Origin of the sequence: Serinicoccus profundi, from assembly GCF_008001015.1 — a bacterium.
GTDB classification, from domain to species: domain Bacteria; phylum Actinomycetota; class Actinomycetes; order Actinomycetales; family Dermatophilaceae; genus Ornithinicoccus; species Ornithinicoccus profundi.
Map to the genome: position 1 here is coordinate 1,290,053 of NZ_CP042862.1, position 16,460 is coordinate 1,306,512.

General features: G+C 72.7%; 11 protein-coding genes. 6 read left to right on the plus strand and 5 right to left on the minus strand.

What is annotated here, in order from left to right; all coding sequences use genetic code 11:
• Nucleotide 1: 1 nt before the first annotated feature.
• Nucleotides 2-481, minus strand: coding sequence for a type II 3-dehydroquinate dehydratase (gene aroQ / locus FA582_RS05925; RefSeq protein ID WP_010146517.1), 480 nt, complete (start codon nucleotides 479-481; stop codon nucleotides 2-4).
• A 59-nt stretch (nucleotides 482-540) separates the two neighbouring features.
• Here aroQ and FA582_RS05930 point away from each other — a divergent pair, with 59 nt between their 5' ends.
• On the plus strand, nucleotides 541-1,287 hold the full coding sequence (locus FA582_RS05930) for a DUF429 domain-containing protein (protein WP_010146518.1): 747 nt from the start codon (nucleotides 541-543) through the stop codon (nucleotides 1,285-1,287).
• 62 nt (nucleotides 1,288-1,349) lie between these two features.
• A complete protein-coding gene (locus tag FA582_RS05935; protein WP_010146519.1) occupies nucleotides 1,350-2,837 on the plus strand; it encodes an aldehyde dehydrogenase family protein in 1,488 nt (495 codons plus the stop codon).
• Here FA582_RS05935 and FA582_RS05940 read toward each other — a convergent pair.
• The 3 genes from FA582_RS05940 to FA582_RS05950 are packed head-to-tail and all read right to left on the minus strand — an operon-like array spanning nucleotide 2,834 to nucleotide 6,007.
• Nucleotides 2,834-3,706 (minus strand): helical backbone metal receptor, encoded by an 873-nt coding sequence (locus tag FA582_RS05940; RefSeq protein ID WP_010146520.1) that lies wholly within the window; start codon nucleotides 3,704-3,706, stop codon nucleotides 2,834-2,836. The two genes, FA582_RS05935 and FA582_RS05940, sit on opposite strands and share 4 nt — an antisense overlap.
• Complete coding sequence (locus FA582_RS05945; protein WP_029540388.1) at nucleotides 3,703-5,085, minus strand: UTP--glucose-1-phosphate uridylyltransferase; 1,383 nt, start codon at nucleotides 5,083-5,085, stop codon at nucleotides 3,703-3,705. Before FA582_RS05945 ends, FA582_RS05940 begins: the two co-directional genes overlap by 4 nt.
• A gap of 52 nt (nucleotides 5,086-5,137) precedes the next feature.
• The gene (locus FA582_RS05950; RefSeq protein ID WP_010146522.1) at nucleotides 5,138-6,007 is read right to left on the minus strand and encodes a DUF1295 domain-containing protein; all 870 of its coding nucleotides are present in this window, start codon (nucleotides 6,005-6,007) and stop codon (nucleotides 5,138-5,140) included.
• Between the two features lie 139 nt (nucleotides 6,008-6,146).
• On the opposite strand from FA582_RS05950, the gene icmF reads away from it, so the two are divergent.
• A complete protein-coding gene (gene icmF / locus FA582_RS05955; RefSeq protein ID WP_010146523.1) occupies nucleotides 6,147-9,467 on the plus strand; it encodes a fused isobutyryl-CoA mutase/GTPase IcmF in 3,321 nt (1,106 codons plus the stop codon).
• On the opposite strand, the gene FA582_RS05960 is transcribed toward icmF, so the two are convergent.
• The gene (locus FA582_RS05960) at nucleotides 9,413-11,062 is read right to left on the minus strand and encodes a DEAD/DEAH box helicase (protein WP_476748629.1); all 1,650 of its coding nucleotides are present in this window, start codon (nucleotides 11,060-11,062) and stop codon (nucleotides 9,413-9,415) included. The genes icmF and FA582_RS05960 overlap by 55 nt on opposite strands.
• A gap of 166 nt (nucleotides 11,063-11,228) precedes the next feature.
• Here FA582_RS05960 and FA582_RS05965 point away from each other — a divergent pair, with 166 nt between their 5' ends.
• The 3 genes from FA582_RS05965 (at nucleotide 11,229) to cysM (ending at nucleotide 16,458) form a co-directional block, all read left to right on the plus strand.
• Complete coding sequence (locus FA582_RS05965) at nucleotides 11,229-12,077, plus strand: alpha/beta fold hydrolase (RefSeq protein WP_010146525.1); 849 nt, start codon at nucleotides 11,229-11,231, stop codon at nucleotides 12,075-12,077.
• Between the two features lie 90 nt (nucleotides 12,078-12,167).
• Entirely contained in the window at nucleotides 12,168-15,464 is a 3,297-nt protein-coding gene (locus FA582_RS17390; protein ID WP_010146526.1) for a DEAD/DEAH box helicase, read from the plus strand.
• Between the two features lie 79 nt (nucleotides 15,465-15,543).
• On the plus strand, nucleotides 15,544-16,458 hold the full coding sequence (cysM, locus tag FA582_RS05975; RefSeq protein ID WP_010146527.1) for a cysteine synthase CysM: 915 nt from the start codon (nucleotides 15,544-15,546) through the stop codon (nucleotides 16,456-16,458).
• Nucleotides 16,459-16,460: the final 2 nt, after the last annotated feature.

Below are 16,460 nucleotides of genomic sequence, written 5' to 3' on the forward strand. Positions count from 1 at the left end.
CCTATCCCTCCGGTGTGGTGGTGGTCGCGCCCGCCGTCGTGCCCACCAGCGCCGCGAGGTGGTCGACCGCATAGCCGTAGCCGTGGATCCCGGCGCCGGCGATGACGGCGTCGACGACGGGGGACAGGTATGAGGTGTGGCGGAAGGCCTCGCGCGCGTGCGGGTTCGACAGGTGCACCTCGATGACCGGCACCGAGATGGCCTTGACGGCGTCGTGCAGGGCGACCGAGGTATGCGTGTAGGCGGCGGCATTGAGCACCACCCCGACGACGTCCGCGTCGGCCCCGGCCTCCTGCAGCGCGTCGACGAGGGCGCCCTCGTGGTTGCTCTGCACGCAGCTGACCTCCAGCCCGTGGGCGGCGGCCCGCTCGGCGCACCAGGTCTCGACGTCGGCCAGCGTGGCCGTGCCGTAGATGTGCGGCTCGCGGGTGCCGAGGAGGTTGAGGTTGGGTCCGTTGAGGACGACGACGCGCCGTGCCATGGGGCCTACGCTCTCACACCGCGCAGGTGCCGGGGCGCACGATGACTAGGGTGGCGGGGATGAGCGTGTCCGAGCCGCGGCGCCCGGTTCCCCCGACGGGAGGTCCGGTGCGCGCGCGTGCCGCGTCGCCGGTGCTGGGGGTCGACGCCTGCCGCGGTGGGTGGGTCGGTGCGGTCCTCGACGCGTCGGGCCGCGGACGGGTGCGGGTCGTGGTCGCCGCCACCGTCGCCCAGGTGCTCGACGCCGCCGGGGAGGTGGGGGTAGTAGGGGTCGACATCCCCATCGGGCTCCCCGACGCGAGCCGGCGCGCGGCGGACGTGCTGACCAGAAGCTTCCTCGGCCGGGCCAAGGCCTCCTCGGTCTTCACCACGCCGACCCGCGCTGCGGTGGAGGAGGCGGACTACGCCACCGCGAACCTGCGCAACCGCGCACTGGTCGGCATCGGACTGTCGAAGCAGGCCCACGGTCTGCGGCGCAGCATTCTCGAGGTCGACGCGTGGGTCCGCCGCGGAGTCCCGTGCCCGGTGCTGGAGGTGCACCCGGAGGCGAGCTTCGCGGCGATGAGCGGAGCTGCCCTCACCACCCGCAAGCGCACCGCCGAGGGCGCCGAGCACCGGCGGGCCGTGCTCGCCGCGGTCGGCATCGAGGCGCCGCGGGAGGCGCCCAGGGGCGCCGCGACCGACGACCTCCTCGACGCCTGCGCCGCCGCCTGGAGTGCATACCGCGTCTCCGGCGGTGAGGCGCTGACCTTCCCCGACGCCCCCGAGGTCTTCAGCGACGGCCTCCCTGCGGCGATCCACGTCTGACCCACCCGAGCCGTGCACCCACCACCCGAGCCACCACCCCAGGACCACCCCGAGGAGAGACGATGAGCACCGAGACCTACCCGACCTTCGAGGCGAGCACGCCGACGGCATACCGCATGCTCATCGGCGGGGAATGGGTCGAGGCCGCGGACGGCGCGCGCCTGGAGGTCATCACCCCCATCGACCGCGACCGGGTCATCGCCACGACGCCGCGGGCCGGGGCCGAGGACGTCGACCGGGCGGTCCGCGCGGCCAGGACCGCCCAGCCGCGCTGGGCGGCGCTGAGTTTCACCGAGCGGCAGCAGGCGCTGCTGCGGATCGCCGACGACCTCACCGACGCCGCGGAGGATCTCGCGACGCTCACGGCGCTCGACACCGGCAACGCCCTGCGCACCCAGGCACGCCCGGAGGCCCTGCTGCTGGCCTCCGCCTTCCGCTACTTCGCCGGTCTCGCCGGCGAGCTCAAGGGCGTCACCCTGCCGACCGGCACCGACGCGCTCTCGCTGACCCGGCGCGTGCCGATCGGGGTGGTGGCCGGAATCCTGCCGTGGAACAGCCCGCTGATGATCGCCGCCTTCAAGCTGCCCGCCGCCCTCGCCAGCGGCAACGCGATGATCCTCAAGGCGGCCGAGGACGCGCCGACGACCATCCTCGAGCTGGCGCGGGTGTGCGAGCGCCACCTGCCGCCCGGCGTGCTCGGCGTCCTCACCGGCTACGGCGCCGAGGTGGGGCAGGCGTTGGTGGAGCACCCCGGCGTCGACAAGGTCTCCTTCACCGGGTCCACCGCCACCGGGTCCGGCGTGGCCGCCCGGGCCGGCGAGCGGCTGGCCCACGTCAGCCTCGAGCTCGGCGGCAAGAGCCCGTGCATCGTCTTCCCCGACTCCGACACCGACGACGTGGTCGAGCAGGTCCTGCTGGCGACTCGCTTCGCCCGGCAGGGGCAGAGCTGCACGTCCGGCTCCCGGTTGTTCCTCCACGAGTCCGTGCACGACAGCTTCCTCGAGCGGCTGGTGGCGAGGGTGTCCCGGCTCCGGGTCGGCGATCCGCGCGAGGAGACCAGCGACATCGGCTGCATCATCAACCAGCGCCAGTGGGACCGTGTGCAGGGCTACCTCGACGAGGCGTTGGCGACCGAGGGCATCGAGGTCGCCTACGACGGGCGGGAGAGCCTCACGGTGGGGGAGCCGGGGTTCTACCACGCCCCGATGATCCTCAGCCAGGTCGACAACGACTGGCGGATCGCCCGGGAGGAGATCTTCGGGCCGGTGCTCTCGGTCATCCGGTGGCGCCAGGAGGACGAGGTCGTGGCGATGGCCAACGACAGCCACTACGGACTGGCCGCCTTCGTCTTCGCCCGCGACATCGGTATGGCGTTGCGCACGGCCCAGCGGATCGAGTCGGGGTGGGTGCAGGTCAACCAGGGCGGTGGGCAGCAGGTCGGGCAGTCCTACGGCGGCATGAAGGCCAGCGGCCACGGCCGGGAGTTCTCGCTCGAGGGCATGCTCGAGGGCTTCACCCAGATCCAGCAGATCAACGTGCGACTGACCTAACGGGCCGGGCCGTCCTCCGGGGCCGGCGACGGCGTCGAAGGGGCCGACGACCCTGCGCCGGGCGCCGACCGGACATCGGCCAGCAGGTCCCAGGCGTCCAGCATCGCGGGGCCGTACCACGTGAGCAGCCGACCGCTCACGAGCCGGGTCGGGGTCTGGCGGAAGGCCTCGGGCCCGTCCGTCGGGCCGAAGGTGTAGGGCTCGTCGGGCAGCAGGGCCACGTCGGCACCGGCGGTGTCGAGATCGGCCAGCTCGACGCCGGGGTAGCGCTCGTCGTGGTCGGCGAAGAGGTTGCGCACCCCGCCCCGGTGGAGCAGGTCGGTGGTGTAGGTGCGCGAACCCACGACCATCCAGGGATCCCGCCAGATCGGCACGACCACGGACGGTCCGGCGGGTGCGGTCGCGCCGGGGGAGGACGCCTCGCTGCCGGGTGCCGAGGCGTCGGCGACCACCGACCACCGGGCCTCCACGTCCAGCAGCCAGGGCGGCTCACCCCAGCCCAGCACGTCCACGAGCAGCGTGCGCAGCACCCGGAGGGCGTCGTCGACGGACTCGATGACGCCGACCCAGACGGGCACGCCCGCCTCGCGCAACCGGCGCACGTCGAGCTCGCGGTTCTCCTCCTGCACGCAGACGACGAGCTCGGGGGAGAGCTCCTGGATGGCGGCGCGGTCCGGGTTCTTCGTGCCGCGGACCCGGGCCACGTCGAGGTCGGCGGGGTGGGTGCACCACTGCGTGGCGGCGACCAGCGCCTCGCGCCGGGTGTCCGCCAGCGCCTCGGTGAGCGAGGGCACGAGGGAGACCACCCGGGTCACCGGCCCGTCGGGCAGCGCGACCGCGCCGCCCAGGTCGTCGCGCAGGTGCCTCATGCCCCGCCCAGGGTGGCCCCGTCGTCGACCGAGCCGCCCTCCGGCCCGAGGTGGGCGACGCCGCGCACCCGCACCCCGGAGCCGAAGCGCCAGTCCCCCTCGACCTCGAGCCGGGTGGCCTCGACCAGGGAGGGCACCCCGGCCGGGAAGCGCTCGTCGAAGTCGTCGATCATGCCGTAGTGCGCCTTCGTCAGGTCCACGACCGGCGCCGGGTCGACCGTCCGGTGGAGGCGGTAGGACGTGTCGTCCACGGCATACACGTCCGAGCGCAGCAGCGCGAGCTCGTTGGTGGTCTTGACCGGCACGAAGCGCTCCCGGCTCACCGCGATCGAGGCGGCGTCGGCGAAGAGCTCGACGGCGCTGCCCATCGCCGACTCGATCTGGATGACCGGGGTGGACGCCTTGTCGGTGGGGTCGACGGTCTTGGCGTTGCGGATGAGGGGCAGCTCCATGACGCCGCCGCGCTCGGTGAGCATGTCGCGCAGGCGCGCCAGGTCGAACCACAGGTTGTTGGTGTTGACGAAGGGATGCTTCTCGCCGTCCATGAAGTGGACCATCTCTTCCTCGGCGGTCTGCGCCGTGTCGCGCAGCACGAGCCGTCCGTCGGCGCGGCGCCGCACGAGGTGACCGCCCTTCTTGTCCATCTCGGTCCGACGGCAGACCTCGGCGGCGAAGCCGGCGCCGCTGGCCGCGAACCACGCCGCCACACGACCGTCGGCGACCGCGCCGAGGTTGTCGACGTTGGAGACGAAGGCATACCGGAAGCCGCCCTCGAGGAGCTGGTCGAGCAGCCCGCTGGCGAGCAGCGAGGGGTAGAGGTCGCCGTGGCCCGGTGGGCACCACTCCAGGCGCGGGTCGGCCTCCCAGGTCACCGGGGTGAGGTCGTCGGCGCGCAGCTTGGGCTCCTGGGACTGCACGAAGTCCAGCGGTATGCCGTCGGTCGCGAGCTCGGGGTAACGGTCCAGGACCTCCAGGGTCGCCTCGCGGGTGGAGAAGCTGTCCATGAACACCAGGGGGAGCCTCACCCCGAAGCGCTCGCGCAGCGCCAGCACCTGGCGCACGGTGATGTCGAGGAAGGTCAGGCCCTCGCGGACGGGGAGCAGGGACTTGGGCGCGGCGAGGCCCATCGAGGTGCCGAGGCCGCCGTTGAGGGTGATGACCGCCGTCGCCGCCAGCGCCTCGCGCGCCTCCTCCTCGGTGACGTCGACGTCCTCGAGGTGGGCGGTGGGCAGGGCCGGCTCCACGTCGGCCTCCGCGATGAGGCCGGTCGCCCCCGCCGCGAGGTGGTCGTAGTGCCGCGCGAAGGTGTCGCGAGCGGGCCGACTCACGCCGGCCTGCTGCATACGGTCAAGGGCCTGCTGACGTCCCGATGCGCTCATGGGGCCAACCTACCGAGAGACACCGACAGGGGGCTTCCACGGCCCACCGTGCTCACCTGGCCGAGCCGCCCCCGACCGGGAAGAGGACCGGGGTGGCGCGCTTGTAGTCCTCGTAGTCGGCTTGCCCACCCCACTTCTCGTCGGCGCGACGCTCCAGCGCGGGCACCCCGCTGGCGAAGCGCAGCAGGAGGTAGATGAGCACGGGGGAGATAAGGGTGACGTGCTGCCACCCGTTCAGGGCACCGGCCGCGACCATCGCCACCCCGGTCCACAGCAGGATCTCCCCGACGTAGTTGGGGTGCCGCGAGATCGACCACAGGCCGGAGCGGATGAACTCGCCCTCGTGGGAGGGGTCGGCCTTGAAGGCCGACTTCTGCGCATCCGCGACCGCCTCGATCGCGAAGCCGACCACCCAGACGAGGATGCCGGCATACCCGAGCAGACCCAGCGGGGCGCGATCGCCGGAGGTGATGGCGGCCAGCGCCGCTCCCGCCGTGAAGACCACCCACAGGCCCTGCATCGTCCAGACGAGCAGGAACCTCGACCAGCTCTTCTTGAGCTCGTCGAAGCGGCCGTCCTTGCCGGCCTTGCTCACCCGGCGGAAGAGGAAGAACCCGAGCCGGAGGGCCCAGAGGAGCACCATGGCGCCGAGGATCCAGGTGCGGGCGTCGCGGTCCTGCACGAGCACGAGGGCCAGGATCGTCACCAGCTGGAAGGTCACGGACCCGGTGAGGTCGAAGAAGCGCTCCGTCTGGGCCCGGAAGGAGGGCACGTAGACGACCCAGTTGAGGACGTAGGCCAGCAGGGCCAGGGCGATCATGAGCGGCAGACCCGGCGTGAGCGCCTGACCACCGTCGGAGGCGGCGAGCGCGAGCAGGAGGCCGGCGGCGGTCGCCAGGGCGGCGGTCAGGAGACTCTTCACCGCCCCAGCCTACGGTCGGGCGCACGGCGCCCCACGGGCGCTCCGCCCTCGGAGGGGGTTCTTGACGGGCGCGTCAACCAGGCGCCCTGCGTCCACTACCATCGAAGGGAACGGGCCACACTCGATGAGGAGACGCACGGTGAAGAACGACCAGGGCGCGCAGAGCGCCGCGGACGCGACCAGCGGCAGGCCGGCCCTGCGGACCCCGGAGCACCCGGTCCGCATCGTCACCGCCGCCAGCCTCTTCGACGGCCACGACGCCTCGATCAACATCATGCGGCGCATCATGCAGAGCCAGGGTGCCGAGGTCGTCCACCTCGGGCACAACCGCTCGGTGGCCGAGGTCGTCCAGGCCGTGCTCGACGAGGACGCCAACGCCGTCGCGGTCTCCTCCTACCAGGGTGGCCACGTCGAGTACTTCGAGTACCTCGTCGAGCAGCTGCGCGCCGCGGGCGCCGACCACGTCAAGGTCGTCGGCGGTGGTGGCGGCGTCATCGTCGCCGAGGAGATCGAGCGGCTGCGGGAGGCCGGGGTGACGATCTTCTCCCCGGAGGACGGGCAGAGGCTCGGGCTGCCGGGGATGATCAACCAGGTCATCACCGACTCCGACCACGACATGTGGCAGGTCGGTCCCGCCGACGTGGACGCCGTGCTCGCCGGGGAGCGCACCGCCGTGGCGCGGGCCATCACCGGGGCCGAGCTGGGCTCGCTGCCGGCGCAGGACCGCGAGAGGTATGCCGCCGCGGCCCGCGAGAGCACCGCCCCGGTCCTCGGGATCACCGGCACGGGCGGGTCGGGCAAGAGCTCGCTCACCGACGAGCTGGTGCGGCGCTTCCGCATCGACCAGGGCGACCGGCTCCGCATCGGGATCATCGCGATCGACCCGACCCGGCGCAAGGGCGGCGGGGCGCTGCTGGGCGACCGGATCCGGATGAACGCCCTGGGCTCGGAGACCGGCGCGGTGGCGGGGGAGGCCTCGGACGCCGAGACCCGCGCGAAGGCGATGTTCCGCTCCATGGCCACCCGGGGGGAGTCCGAGGTGCCCGAGGCGCTGCCGGTGGCGATCGACATCCTCAAGGCCGCCGGCTTCGACCTCGTCGTCGTCGAGACCCCGGGCATCGGCCAGGGCGACGCGGGCATCGTGCCCTTCGTCGACACCTCGCTCTACGTCATGACCCCTGAGTTCGGAGCCGCCAGCCAGCTGGAGAAGATCGACATGCTCGACTTCGCCGACGTCGTGGCGATCAACAAGTTCGAGCGTCGCGGTGCCATGGACGCGCTGCGCGACGTCGGCCGCCAGCTGGTCCGCAACCGCGAGGCCTTCGGCAAGCGGCCGGAGGACATGCCGGTCTTCGGCACCTCCGCGGCGACCTTCAACGACGACGGCGTCACGGCGCTCTACCAGGTCCTGCGCGACCTCCTCGCCGAGGACGGCCTCCCGGTCGTGGACGGTCTGCTGCCCCCGGTGGAGGTGCGGCACTCCTCGATGATCCGCCAGGTGGTGCCGCCCAAGCGGGTGCGCTACCTCGCCGAGATCGCGGACACGCTGCGCGGCTACCACGAGGACACCGAGCGGTATGCCCTCGCCGCCCGCCGCGTCGAGCGCCTCTCCGCGGTGGACGACGAGCTGGCCGCCCAGGGCACGACCGACCACGGGGTGGACGACCTCCTCGCCGCCGCCCGTCGCGACGTGCCCACCGAGATCCAGGAGATGCTCGAGGGCTGGCCGGCCCGGGTCGAGGCCTACTCCGGCGACGAGCAGGTCGTCACGGTCCGCGACCGCGAGCTGCATACCCGACTCACCAAGGAGTCGCTGAGCGGCAACCGCATACCCCGGGTCGCGCTGCCGCCCTACGACGAGGCGGGCGCGCTCGTGCGCTACTGGCGCCGCGAGAACCTCCCCGGTTTCTTCCCCTACACGGCCGGTGTCTTCGCGTTCAAGCGGGACAACGAGGACCCGGCCCGCATGTTCGCCGGCGAGGGCGACCCGTTCCGGACCAACCGCCGCTTCAAGCTGCTCTCCGAGGGCCAGCCGGCCACCCGGCTCTCCACCGCCTTCGACTCGGTCACGCTCTACGGCCACGACCCGGCGGAGCGGCCCGACATCTACGGCAAGGTCGGCACCTCGGGCGTGTCCATCGCGACCCTGGACGACATGAAGGCGCTCTACGACGGCTTCGACCTCATCGACCCGACGACGTCGGTGTCGATGACGATCAACGGGCCGGCGCCGACGGTGCTGGCGTTCTTCCTCAACACCGCGATCGACCAGCAGGTCGAGGCCTTCCGCGAGCGCGAGGGCCGTGAGCCCTCGGGCGCCGAGGCTGAGGAACTGCGCGGGTATGCCCTGGCCAACGTCCGCGGCACCGTGCAGGCGGACATCCTCAAGGAGGACCAGGGGCAGAACACCTGCCTGTTCACGACCGAGTTCTCGCTGCGGATGATGGGCGACATCCAGCAGTGGTTCATCGACCAGGGCGTGCGCAACTTCTACTCGGTCTCGATCTCCGGCTACCACATCGCCGAGGCGGGAGCGAACCCCATCAGCCAGCTGGCCTTCACGCTGGCCAACGGCTTCACCTACGTCGAGTCCTACCTCGCCCGCGGGATGGACATCAACGCCTTCGCGCCCAACCTGTCCTTCTTCTTCTCCAACGGGATGGACATCGAGTACTCCGTCATCGGCCGCGTCGCGCGGCGCATCTGGGCGGTGGCGATGCGGGAGAAGTACGGCGCCAACGAGCGCAGCCAGAAGCTGAAGTACCACGTCCAGACCTCGGGGCGCTCGCTGCACGCGCAGGAGATGGACTTCAACGACATCCGCACCACGCTGCAGGCGCTCATCGCGATCTACGACAACGCCAACTCACTGCATACCAATGCGTATGACGAGGCCGTCACCACGCCCAGCGGTGAGTCGGTGCGTCGTGCCCTGGCGATCCAGCTCATCATCAACAAGGAGTGGGGCCTGGCGATGAACGAGAACCCCAACCAGGGGTCGTTCATCATCGACCAGCTCACCGACCTCGTCGAGGAGGCCGTGCTCACCGAGTTCGACCGGATCAGCGAGCGCGGCGGCGTGCTCGGCGCCATGGAGACCGGCTACCAGCGCGGCAAGATCCAGGACGAGTCACTGCTCTACGAGCACCGCAAGCACGACGGGTCGCTGCCGATCATCGGCGTCAACACCTTCCGGCGCCCCCCCTCGGAGCGCGAGGAGGTTCAGGTCGAGCTGGCTCGCGCCACCGAACAGGAGAAGCAGTCCCAGCTGGAGCGGGTGCAGACCTACCAGGAGACCCACGCGCAGGAGGCCGAGGCCGCCCTGAGCAGGCTCAAGGAGGCCGCGATGGCCGGTGACAACGTCTTCGCCGTGCTCATGGACGCCGCCCGCGTCTGCACGCTCGGTCAGATCACCGAGGCGTTCTTCGAGGTGGGCGGGCAGTACCGCCGCAACGTCTGAGGCGAGGTCTTCGTCCGGCCCGGTCGGGCCGAGAGGTCAGCCGCGGCGGCTGCCGCTCGACGTCGAGAAGGCCACGACCGAGCCGCCGGAGCGGCCACCACCGGAGCGACGACCCGAGCCGCCGCCCTGACCGCCCGCACCTCGGCCGCCCTGGCCGCCGGAGCGACCCTGACCGCCGGCGCCGTTGCGACGTCCGCCCTGACCGCCCTCTCCACGCCCACCCTGGCCGCCGGAGCGACCCTGACCGCCCTGGTCGCCGGAACGACCCTGTCCGCCCTGCCGGAGCGCCCGCGGCCGCCGCCCTGGCGAGTGCTGGTGCCACGACCACCCTGGCCGCCGCCCTGGCGTCGACCGCCCTGGCCGTTCTGGCCGCCGCCCTGACCGTTCTGGCCGGGCGTCTCCAGGACAAGCCCGCCGGGGGTCAGCACCCGCTCACCCGGCGCGAGCTCGCGCAGGATCGGGTGGTTCGAGTGCGCCTTGGTCGTCGTCGGCTTGATGCCGGCCGCACGGGTCAGGGAGCGCACGTCGCGCACCTGGTCGTCGGTCATGAGCGTCACGACGGTGCCGGCCGCGCCGGCCCGGGCGGTCCGGCCCGAGCGGTGGAGGTAGGCCTTGTGCTCGACCGGCGGGTCGGCGTGAACGACGAGGGAGACGTCGTCGACGTGGATGCCGCGGGCCGCGATGTCGGTCGCCACGAGGGTGCTGGCGCGCCCGGAGTGGAAGGCCTCCATGTTGCGGGTCCGGGCGTTCTGGGCGAGGTTGCCGTGGAGCTCGACGGCCGGCACGCCGGCGCCGTTGAGCTGCTTGGCCAGCTTCTTGGCCCCGTGCTTGGTGCGGGTGAAGACGACCTTGCGGCCCGGGGCGGAGCCGAGGTCGGTGAGCACGGCCAGACGCTGAGCCGCGTCGATGTGCAGGACGTGGTGATCCATCGCCTCCACCGGCGACTGCGCCGAGTCGGCGTGATGGGTGACCGGGCTGCTGAGGTAGCGCTTGGCGATGACGTCGACGCCGGCGTCGAGGGTGGCGGAGAAGAGCATCTTCTGCCCCTGGCGCGGCGTGCGGTCCAGCAGGCGCTTGACGACGGGCAGGAAGCCCAGGTCGGCCATGTGGTCCGCCTCGTCGAGCACGGTCACCTCGACCTGGGACAGGTCCGCGTGGCCCTGGCCGAGGAGGTCCTCGAGGCGTCCCGGGCAGGCGACGAGCACGTCGATGCCTGCCTGCAGGGCGCGCACCTGCGGGTTCTGGCCGACCCCGCCGAAGACGGTGAGATGGGTCAGCCCCGCGGCGGCCGCCAGCGGCTCGAGGGAGGCGGCGATCTGCCCGGCCAGCTCGCGCGTCGGGGCGAGCACGAGGGCTCGGGGTGCGCGGCCGCGGCGACGGGAGGCACCGGCGTCACTCATGAGCCGGGTGACGAGGGGGAGCAGGAAGGCGTAGGTCTTGCCCGAGCCGGTGCGGCCACGGCCGAGCACGTCGCGTCCGGCCAGCGAGTCCGGCAGGGTGGCGGCCTGGATCGGGGTCGGGGTGGTGATGCCGCGCTCCGCGAGGAGGGCAGCGAGGGAGGAGGGCACGCCGAGGTCGGCGAAGGAAGAGGTCACGGAGAGCTTTCGGGACGATATGTGATGTCCCACCCGGCGCCAGGCCCGGAGGCGGCGCGAACACGGCGGCCGATGGGCCACGAGATCAGGCAGCCCGAGGCGAGACGGGCCGGGCTGCTACAACCAGTCTATCGCAGTCCTGCCTGCTCAGCGGCATCATGGACCCATGAGCGATCTTCTGCGCCACGTCCGCGACGGTCTGACGCACGAGACGCTGACCGGTGGGGGCGCCGATCCCGGGAGCCCGGTCGCCCTGCTGCTGCACGGATTCCCGCAGGACGCCACCGCCTGGGACCGCGTGGTCCCGCGGCTGCACGAGGCCGGCCTGCGGACCCTCGCTCCGCACCAGCGGGGGTATGCCGTCGGTGCGCGCCCCGGGCGCGTCGCGGCATACCGGATGGAGCGCCTGGTCGAAGACGCACTGGGACTGCTGGACGAGGTCGGCGTGCGGCGGGCCCACGTCGTCGGCCACGACTGGGGAGGTGCGGTCGCGTGGGCGCTCGCCGCCTGGGCCCCGGATCGGGTGGCGAGCCTGACGGTGGCCTCGACGCCGCACCCGCGGGCGCTCGCCTGGGCCGTGCGACATGCCGACCAGGGCCGGCGCAGCTGGTACATCGCCGGGTTCCAGGCGCCGGTCCTGCCCGAGCTCGTCATGGCCCGGGCGCTGCGCCGGGGTGGCCTCGTGCGCACCGGGCTCCCCGCCGAGGACGCCCGCCGGTATGCCGGCCGCCTCGGGACGCGGTCGGCGATGCGCGGGCCGGTGAACTGGTACCGCGCAGCGTTGCGGCCCGGTGGCCGGGGTGTGGGAAAGGTGGAGGTGCCGACGACCTTCGTCTGGGGCGCGCGCGACCCGTTCCTGGGGCGTGCCGCCGCGGAGCGGACCGAGCAGCAGGTGCGCGGCCCCTACCGCTTCGTCGAGCTGGACGCCGACCACTGGCTGCCCGAGCGCCGCCCCGACGACCTCGCCGGGGAGATCCTGCGGCAGGTCGGCGCAGACCCGTCTCCACCCGCCTGACCTCGGCGTTCGACGTCGGCGCCCGCGACCCGTGGCGCCGCCTGTGGATGACGCCCGAGGACTGTCGGCGCCGACGCGTACCCTCGGTCCATGTCGCCCAGCCTGTCCGCCGCCTCGTGGGTGCTGCGCGTCGCCGACGCCCACCTGCGGGCCGAGGTCGGCGAGCTGACCCTGGCGCGGGGGCAGGGGTATGCCGAGGGCGGCCACGTCCGCACCCTGGTCACCGGCCCTGACGGGGCGGCGCTCGTCGGCACGGTAGTCGGCAGCGGTGGCCGCGTCTACCAGACCGTCGTGCGCGTCCACGACCGTGACCTCGTCGTCTGGAGCGGCCAGTGCAGCTGCCCGGTGGGTCAGGACTGCAAGCACGCCGTCGCGGTGCTCATCGCCGCCCGCTCGCGGCTGCGCTCCGCGGCACCCGAGGCCCCGGGTTGGGAGACCGCGCTGGCGCCGCTCGTGCGCACCGTGACCGCCTCGGCCACCCGGCACCGGCTCGGCCTCCAGGTGTCCCTGACCCGCGGGCCCGGCGGCCGCGACGAGCGCGTCCGGGTGTCCCTGACCCCGGTGCGACCCGGCAAGTCCAAGCCCTGGGTCGGTCAGGGCGTCGGGTGGGACGACCTCACCAACCGCTGGTCGACGACCGATGTCGACCCGGCGCACCGCGCCTTGCTGGGCCAGCTCGCGGCGCTGGGCAAGAGCTCGGGCTTCGGCTACTTCTACTCCTCGGCCAAGGAGCTGCCGCTCGGGGAGATCGGCGCGGTCGCCTGGCCCGTGCTCGCGCAGGTCGTGCAGGCAGGTGTCCCCCTCGTCGCCGGGCCGGGGCTCGAGGACGTCGGCCTGGGGGAGGGCAGCGCCTCGGCCGCCCTCGACATCGTCCGCCGCGACGACGGCGGGCTGACGGTGTCGGGCACGGTCGACGTCTCCGGCGACCTCCCGCTGCCCGGCACACCCTTCCTCCTCGGCCGACCGGCCCACGGGCTGGGCTGGCTGGAGACCGAGCGCGACCGCCTCACGCTGTGGCCGCTGCGCGCTCAGGTGCCCGACGCCATCATCGGTCTGCTCGAGTCGGGCCGGGAGCTGGAGATCCCGCCGGACCAGGTCGCGCGCTTCCTCACCACCTACTACCCCGCGCTGGCCCGCCAGGTGGAGCTCACCTCCAGCGACGGCAGCGTCGTCACCCCCGCGGACCACCCGCCCCGGCTCCGGCTGGAGGTGACGCCCCAGCCCGGCCACGTGCTGCACCTGCGCTGGAGTGTCGCGTATGCCGTGCCGACGGTCGGCGCCGAGCCGGACACCGTCGTCGTCGGGCTCGACGCCGGCCCGGAGGAGGTCGCCCGCGACGAGGAGGCCGAGCTCGCGTCGATGACGGCGGTGCTGCCGCTGCTCGAGGGCTGGCCGGGGCTGCTCGCGGCGGGTCGGTCGAGCTGCCCCCTGCGTGCCCACTCCACCCTGACCGGTCTCGCCACCGCCCGCTTCGCCGCGGAGGTGCTGCCGGCGCTGGAGGCGAGCCCGGACCTCGACGTGCTCGTCCACGGCGACCTCGCGTCCTACGAGGAGGCGGGGGAGGAGCCGGTCGTCCATCTCACGACCAGCGAGGCGGGGGAGGGCGACTGGTTCGACCTGCACGTGAGCGTGACGGTCGAGGGCCAGGTGATCCCCTTCGAGCAGCTCTTCGCGGCGCTCGCGACGGGCCAGGACGTCCTGCTGCTCGACTCCGGGCTCTGGCTGCGTCTCGACCAGCCCGAGCTGCTCACCCTGCGCCGGCTCATCGAGGAGGCGCGCGAGCTGGTCGACGACGACGACGATGACGACGCCGAGGCCGGGCAGCTGCGCCTGTCGCCCTACCAGGCGGGGTTGTGGGAGGAGCTGGTCGAGCTCGGGGTGGTCCACGACCAGCAGGGCCGCTGGCAGGAACGGGTCGAGGCGCTGCTCGCCCTGGGCGAGGGAGATCGCGGGTTGGTGCTGGCGCCGCCGGGTCTGGAGGCGACCTTGCGCCCCTACCAGCTGGAAGGGTACCGCTGGCTGGTCGGGCTCTGGGACGCCGGGCTCGGGGGCATCCTCGCCGACGACATGGGCCTGGGCAAGACGCTTCAGGCGCTGGCCATGGTGGTGCGGGCCGAGCATCGGGGCGACCTGGCGGAGGGGCCGGTGCTGGTGGTCGCCCCGACGAGCGTGGTCACCGCCTGGGCCGAGCAGGCGGAGCGGTTCGCCCCGCACCTGCGCACCGCCGCGGTCACCGCGACGAGGAAGCGCCGAGGCACGGACCTCGCGACCGCCATCGGGTCCGCCGACCTGGTCATCACGTCATACACCCTGCTGCGGCTCGAGGCCGACGACTACCACGCGCTGCCGTGGAGCGCCGCGATCCTCGACGAGGCGCAGGTCGTCAAGAACCGCCGGTCGGCGACCTACCACGCGGTGCGCAGCCTCGGGGCCGCCCGGACCATCGCCATGACGGGCACGCCGCTGGAGAACACCCTCATGGACCTCTGGTCGATGACCTCGCTCGCCGCGCCGGGGCTCTTCCCGCGGCCGGAGACCTTCACCCAGCGCTACCGTCGGCCGATCGAGGCGGGGGAGGGTGGCTCCCTCGAGCAGCTGGAGCGGCTGCGCCGCAGGATCCGCCCGTTCATGCTGCGCCGCACCAAGGCGCAGGTGGCCGGGGAGCTGCCCGACAAGATCGAGCAGACGTTGTCCATCGACCTGCACCCCGCCCACCGGCGGATCTACGACCAGCACCTGCAGCGGGAGCGCCAGCGGGTGCTGGGGCTGCTGGCCGACCTCGACAAGAACCGTTTCAAGATCTTCAGCGCGCTGACGACGCTGCGCCAGCTCTCGCTCGACCCAGCCCTGGTCGACGAGGGCCACGCCGGGCTCGGGACCTCGGCCAAGGTCACGGCGCTCGTGGAGCGGCTGAGCGCCATCGCTGCCGAGGGGCACCGGGCCCTGGTCTTCTCCAGCTTCACCAGCTATCTCGCCCTGGTCCGGGAGGCCCTCGATGCAGCCGGGATCGGGCATACCTATCTCGATGGCCGGACCCGCGACCGGGCGGCCCGCATCCAGGCCTTCCGCGACGGCGACGACCCGGCCTTCCTCATCAGTCTCAAGGCCGGCGGGGTGGGGCTGACCCTCACGGAGGCGGACTACGTCTTCGTCCTCGACCCGTGGTGGAACCCGGCCGCCGAGGCGCAGGCGGTGGACCGGACCCACCGGATCGGGCAGCACCGGACCGTCAACGTCTACCGCATGGTGTCCACCGGCACGATCGAGGAGAAGGTCGTCGCGCTGCAGGAGCGCAAGCGGCGACTCTTCACCAGCGTGGTCGACTCGGGGGAGTTCCAGTCCGGGTCCGTGAGCGCCGAGGACATCCGCGGGCTGCTGGAAGGGTGAGCGGCGACGGCCAGGGCAGGGGGAGGACGGCCCGACGGGGCCAAGAAGGCGTCGACCGACGGGCCGTAGACTCCGGCGGGTGAGCAGCCCTGGTCCCTACCCCACGATGGAGGACGTCATCGGCGGCACCCCACTGGTGCGTCTGCAGCGCCTCCCGGGGCCGGAGAACGAGCGCCGCGGCAACGTGCTGCTCGCCAAGCTCGAGGGCAACAACCCGGCCGGGTCCGTCAAGGATCGGCCAGCGATCAGCATGATCCGGGGCGCCGAGGAGCGTGGGGAGATCTCCCCGGGCGACACCCTGCTCGAAGCCACGTCCGGCAACACCGGGATCGGCCTGGCGATGGCGGCGGCGATCAGCGGCTACCCACTGGTCATCGTCATGCCCGAGGACGCCTCCACCGAGCGGATCCAGACGATGAAGGCCTACGGGGCCGACCTGGTGCTCACCCCGGCGGCGGGCGGGATGGAAGAGGCGCGCGACGTCGTGACGCGGATGGAGCGGGAGGGCAGGGGCCGGGTCCTGGACCAGTTCGGCAACCCTGACAACCCCCGTGCCCACGAGAATGGCACGGGCCCGGAGCTGTGGGCTCAGACCGACGGACGGATCACCCACTTCGTGTCCGCCATGGGCACCACCGGCACGATCACCGGGGTCTCGCGGTTCCTCAAGTCGCGCGAACCTCGCGTCCAGATCGTCGGGGCACAGCCGGCGGAGGGCTCGAGGATCCCCGGGATCCGCGCGTGGCCGCCGGAGTACGTCCCGAGGATCTTCGATCCGTCAGCGGTGGACCGGACCGTCGAGGTCGCCCAGGGCGACGCCGAGGAGACGGCCCGCCGGCTGGCTCGCGCGGAGGGCATCTTGGGCGGGATCTCCGCAGGCGGCGCCTGCTGGAGCGCGCTGCAGGTGGCCGAAGAGGTCGAGGGGGCGACGATCGTCTTCGTGGTCTGCGACCGCGGCGACCGCTATCTCTCCAGCGGCGTGTTCCCCGCCTGAGG

Coding starts and splice junctions, on each gene's coding strand:
- aroQ (WP_010146517.1), bottom strand. CDS start 481: ATGGCACGGCGCGTCGTCGTCCTCAACGGACCCAACCTCAACCTCCTC.
- FA582_RS05930 (WP_010146518.1), top strand. CDS start 541: ATGAGCGTGTCCGAGCCGCGGCGCCCGGTTCCCCCGACGGGAGGTCCG.
- FA582_RS05935 (WP_010146519.1), top strand. CDS start 1,350: ATGAGCACCGAGACCTACCCGACCTTCGAGGCGAGCACGCCGACGGCA.
- FA582_RS05940 (WP_010146520.1), bottom strand. CDS start 3,706: ATGAGGCACCTGCGCGACGACCTGGGCGGCGCGGTCGCGCTGCCCGAC.
- FA582_RS05945 (WP_029540388.1), bottom strand. CDS start 5,085: ATGAGCGCATCGGGACGTCAGCAGGCCCTTGACCGTATGCAGCAGGCC.
- FA582_RS05965 (WP_010146525.1), top strand. CDS start 11,229: ATGAGCGATCTTCTGCGCCACGTCCGCGACGGTCTGACGCACGAGACG.
- FA582_RS17390 (WP_010146526.1), top strand. CDS start 12,168: ATGTCGCCCAGCCTGTCCGCCGCCTCGTGGGTGCTGCGCGTCGCCGAC.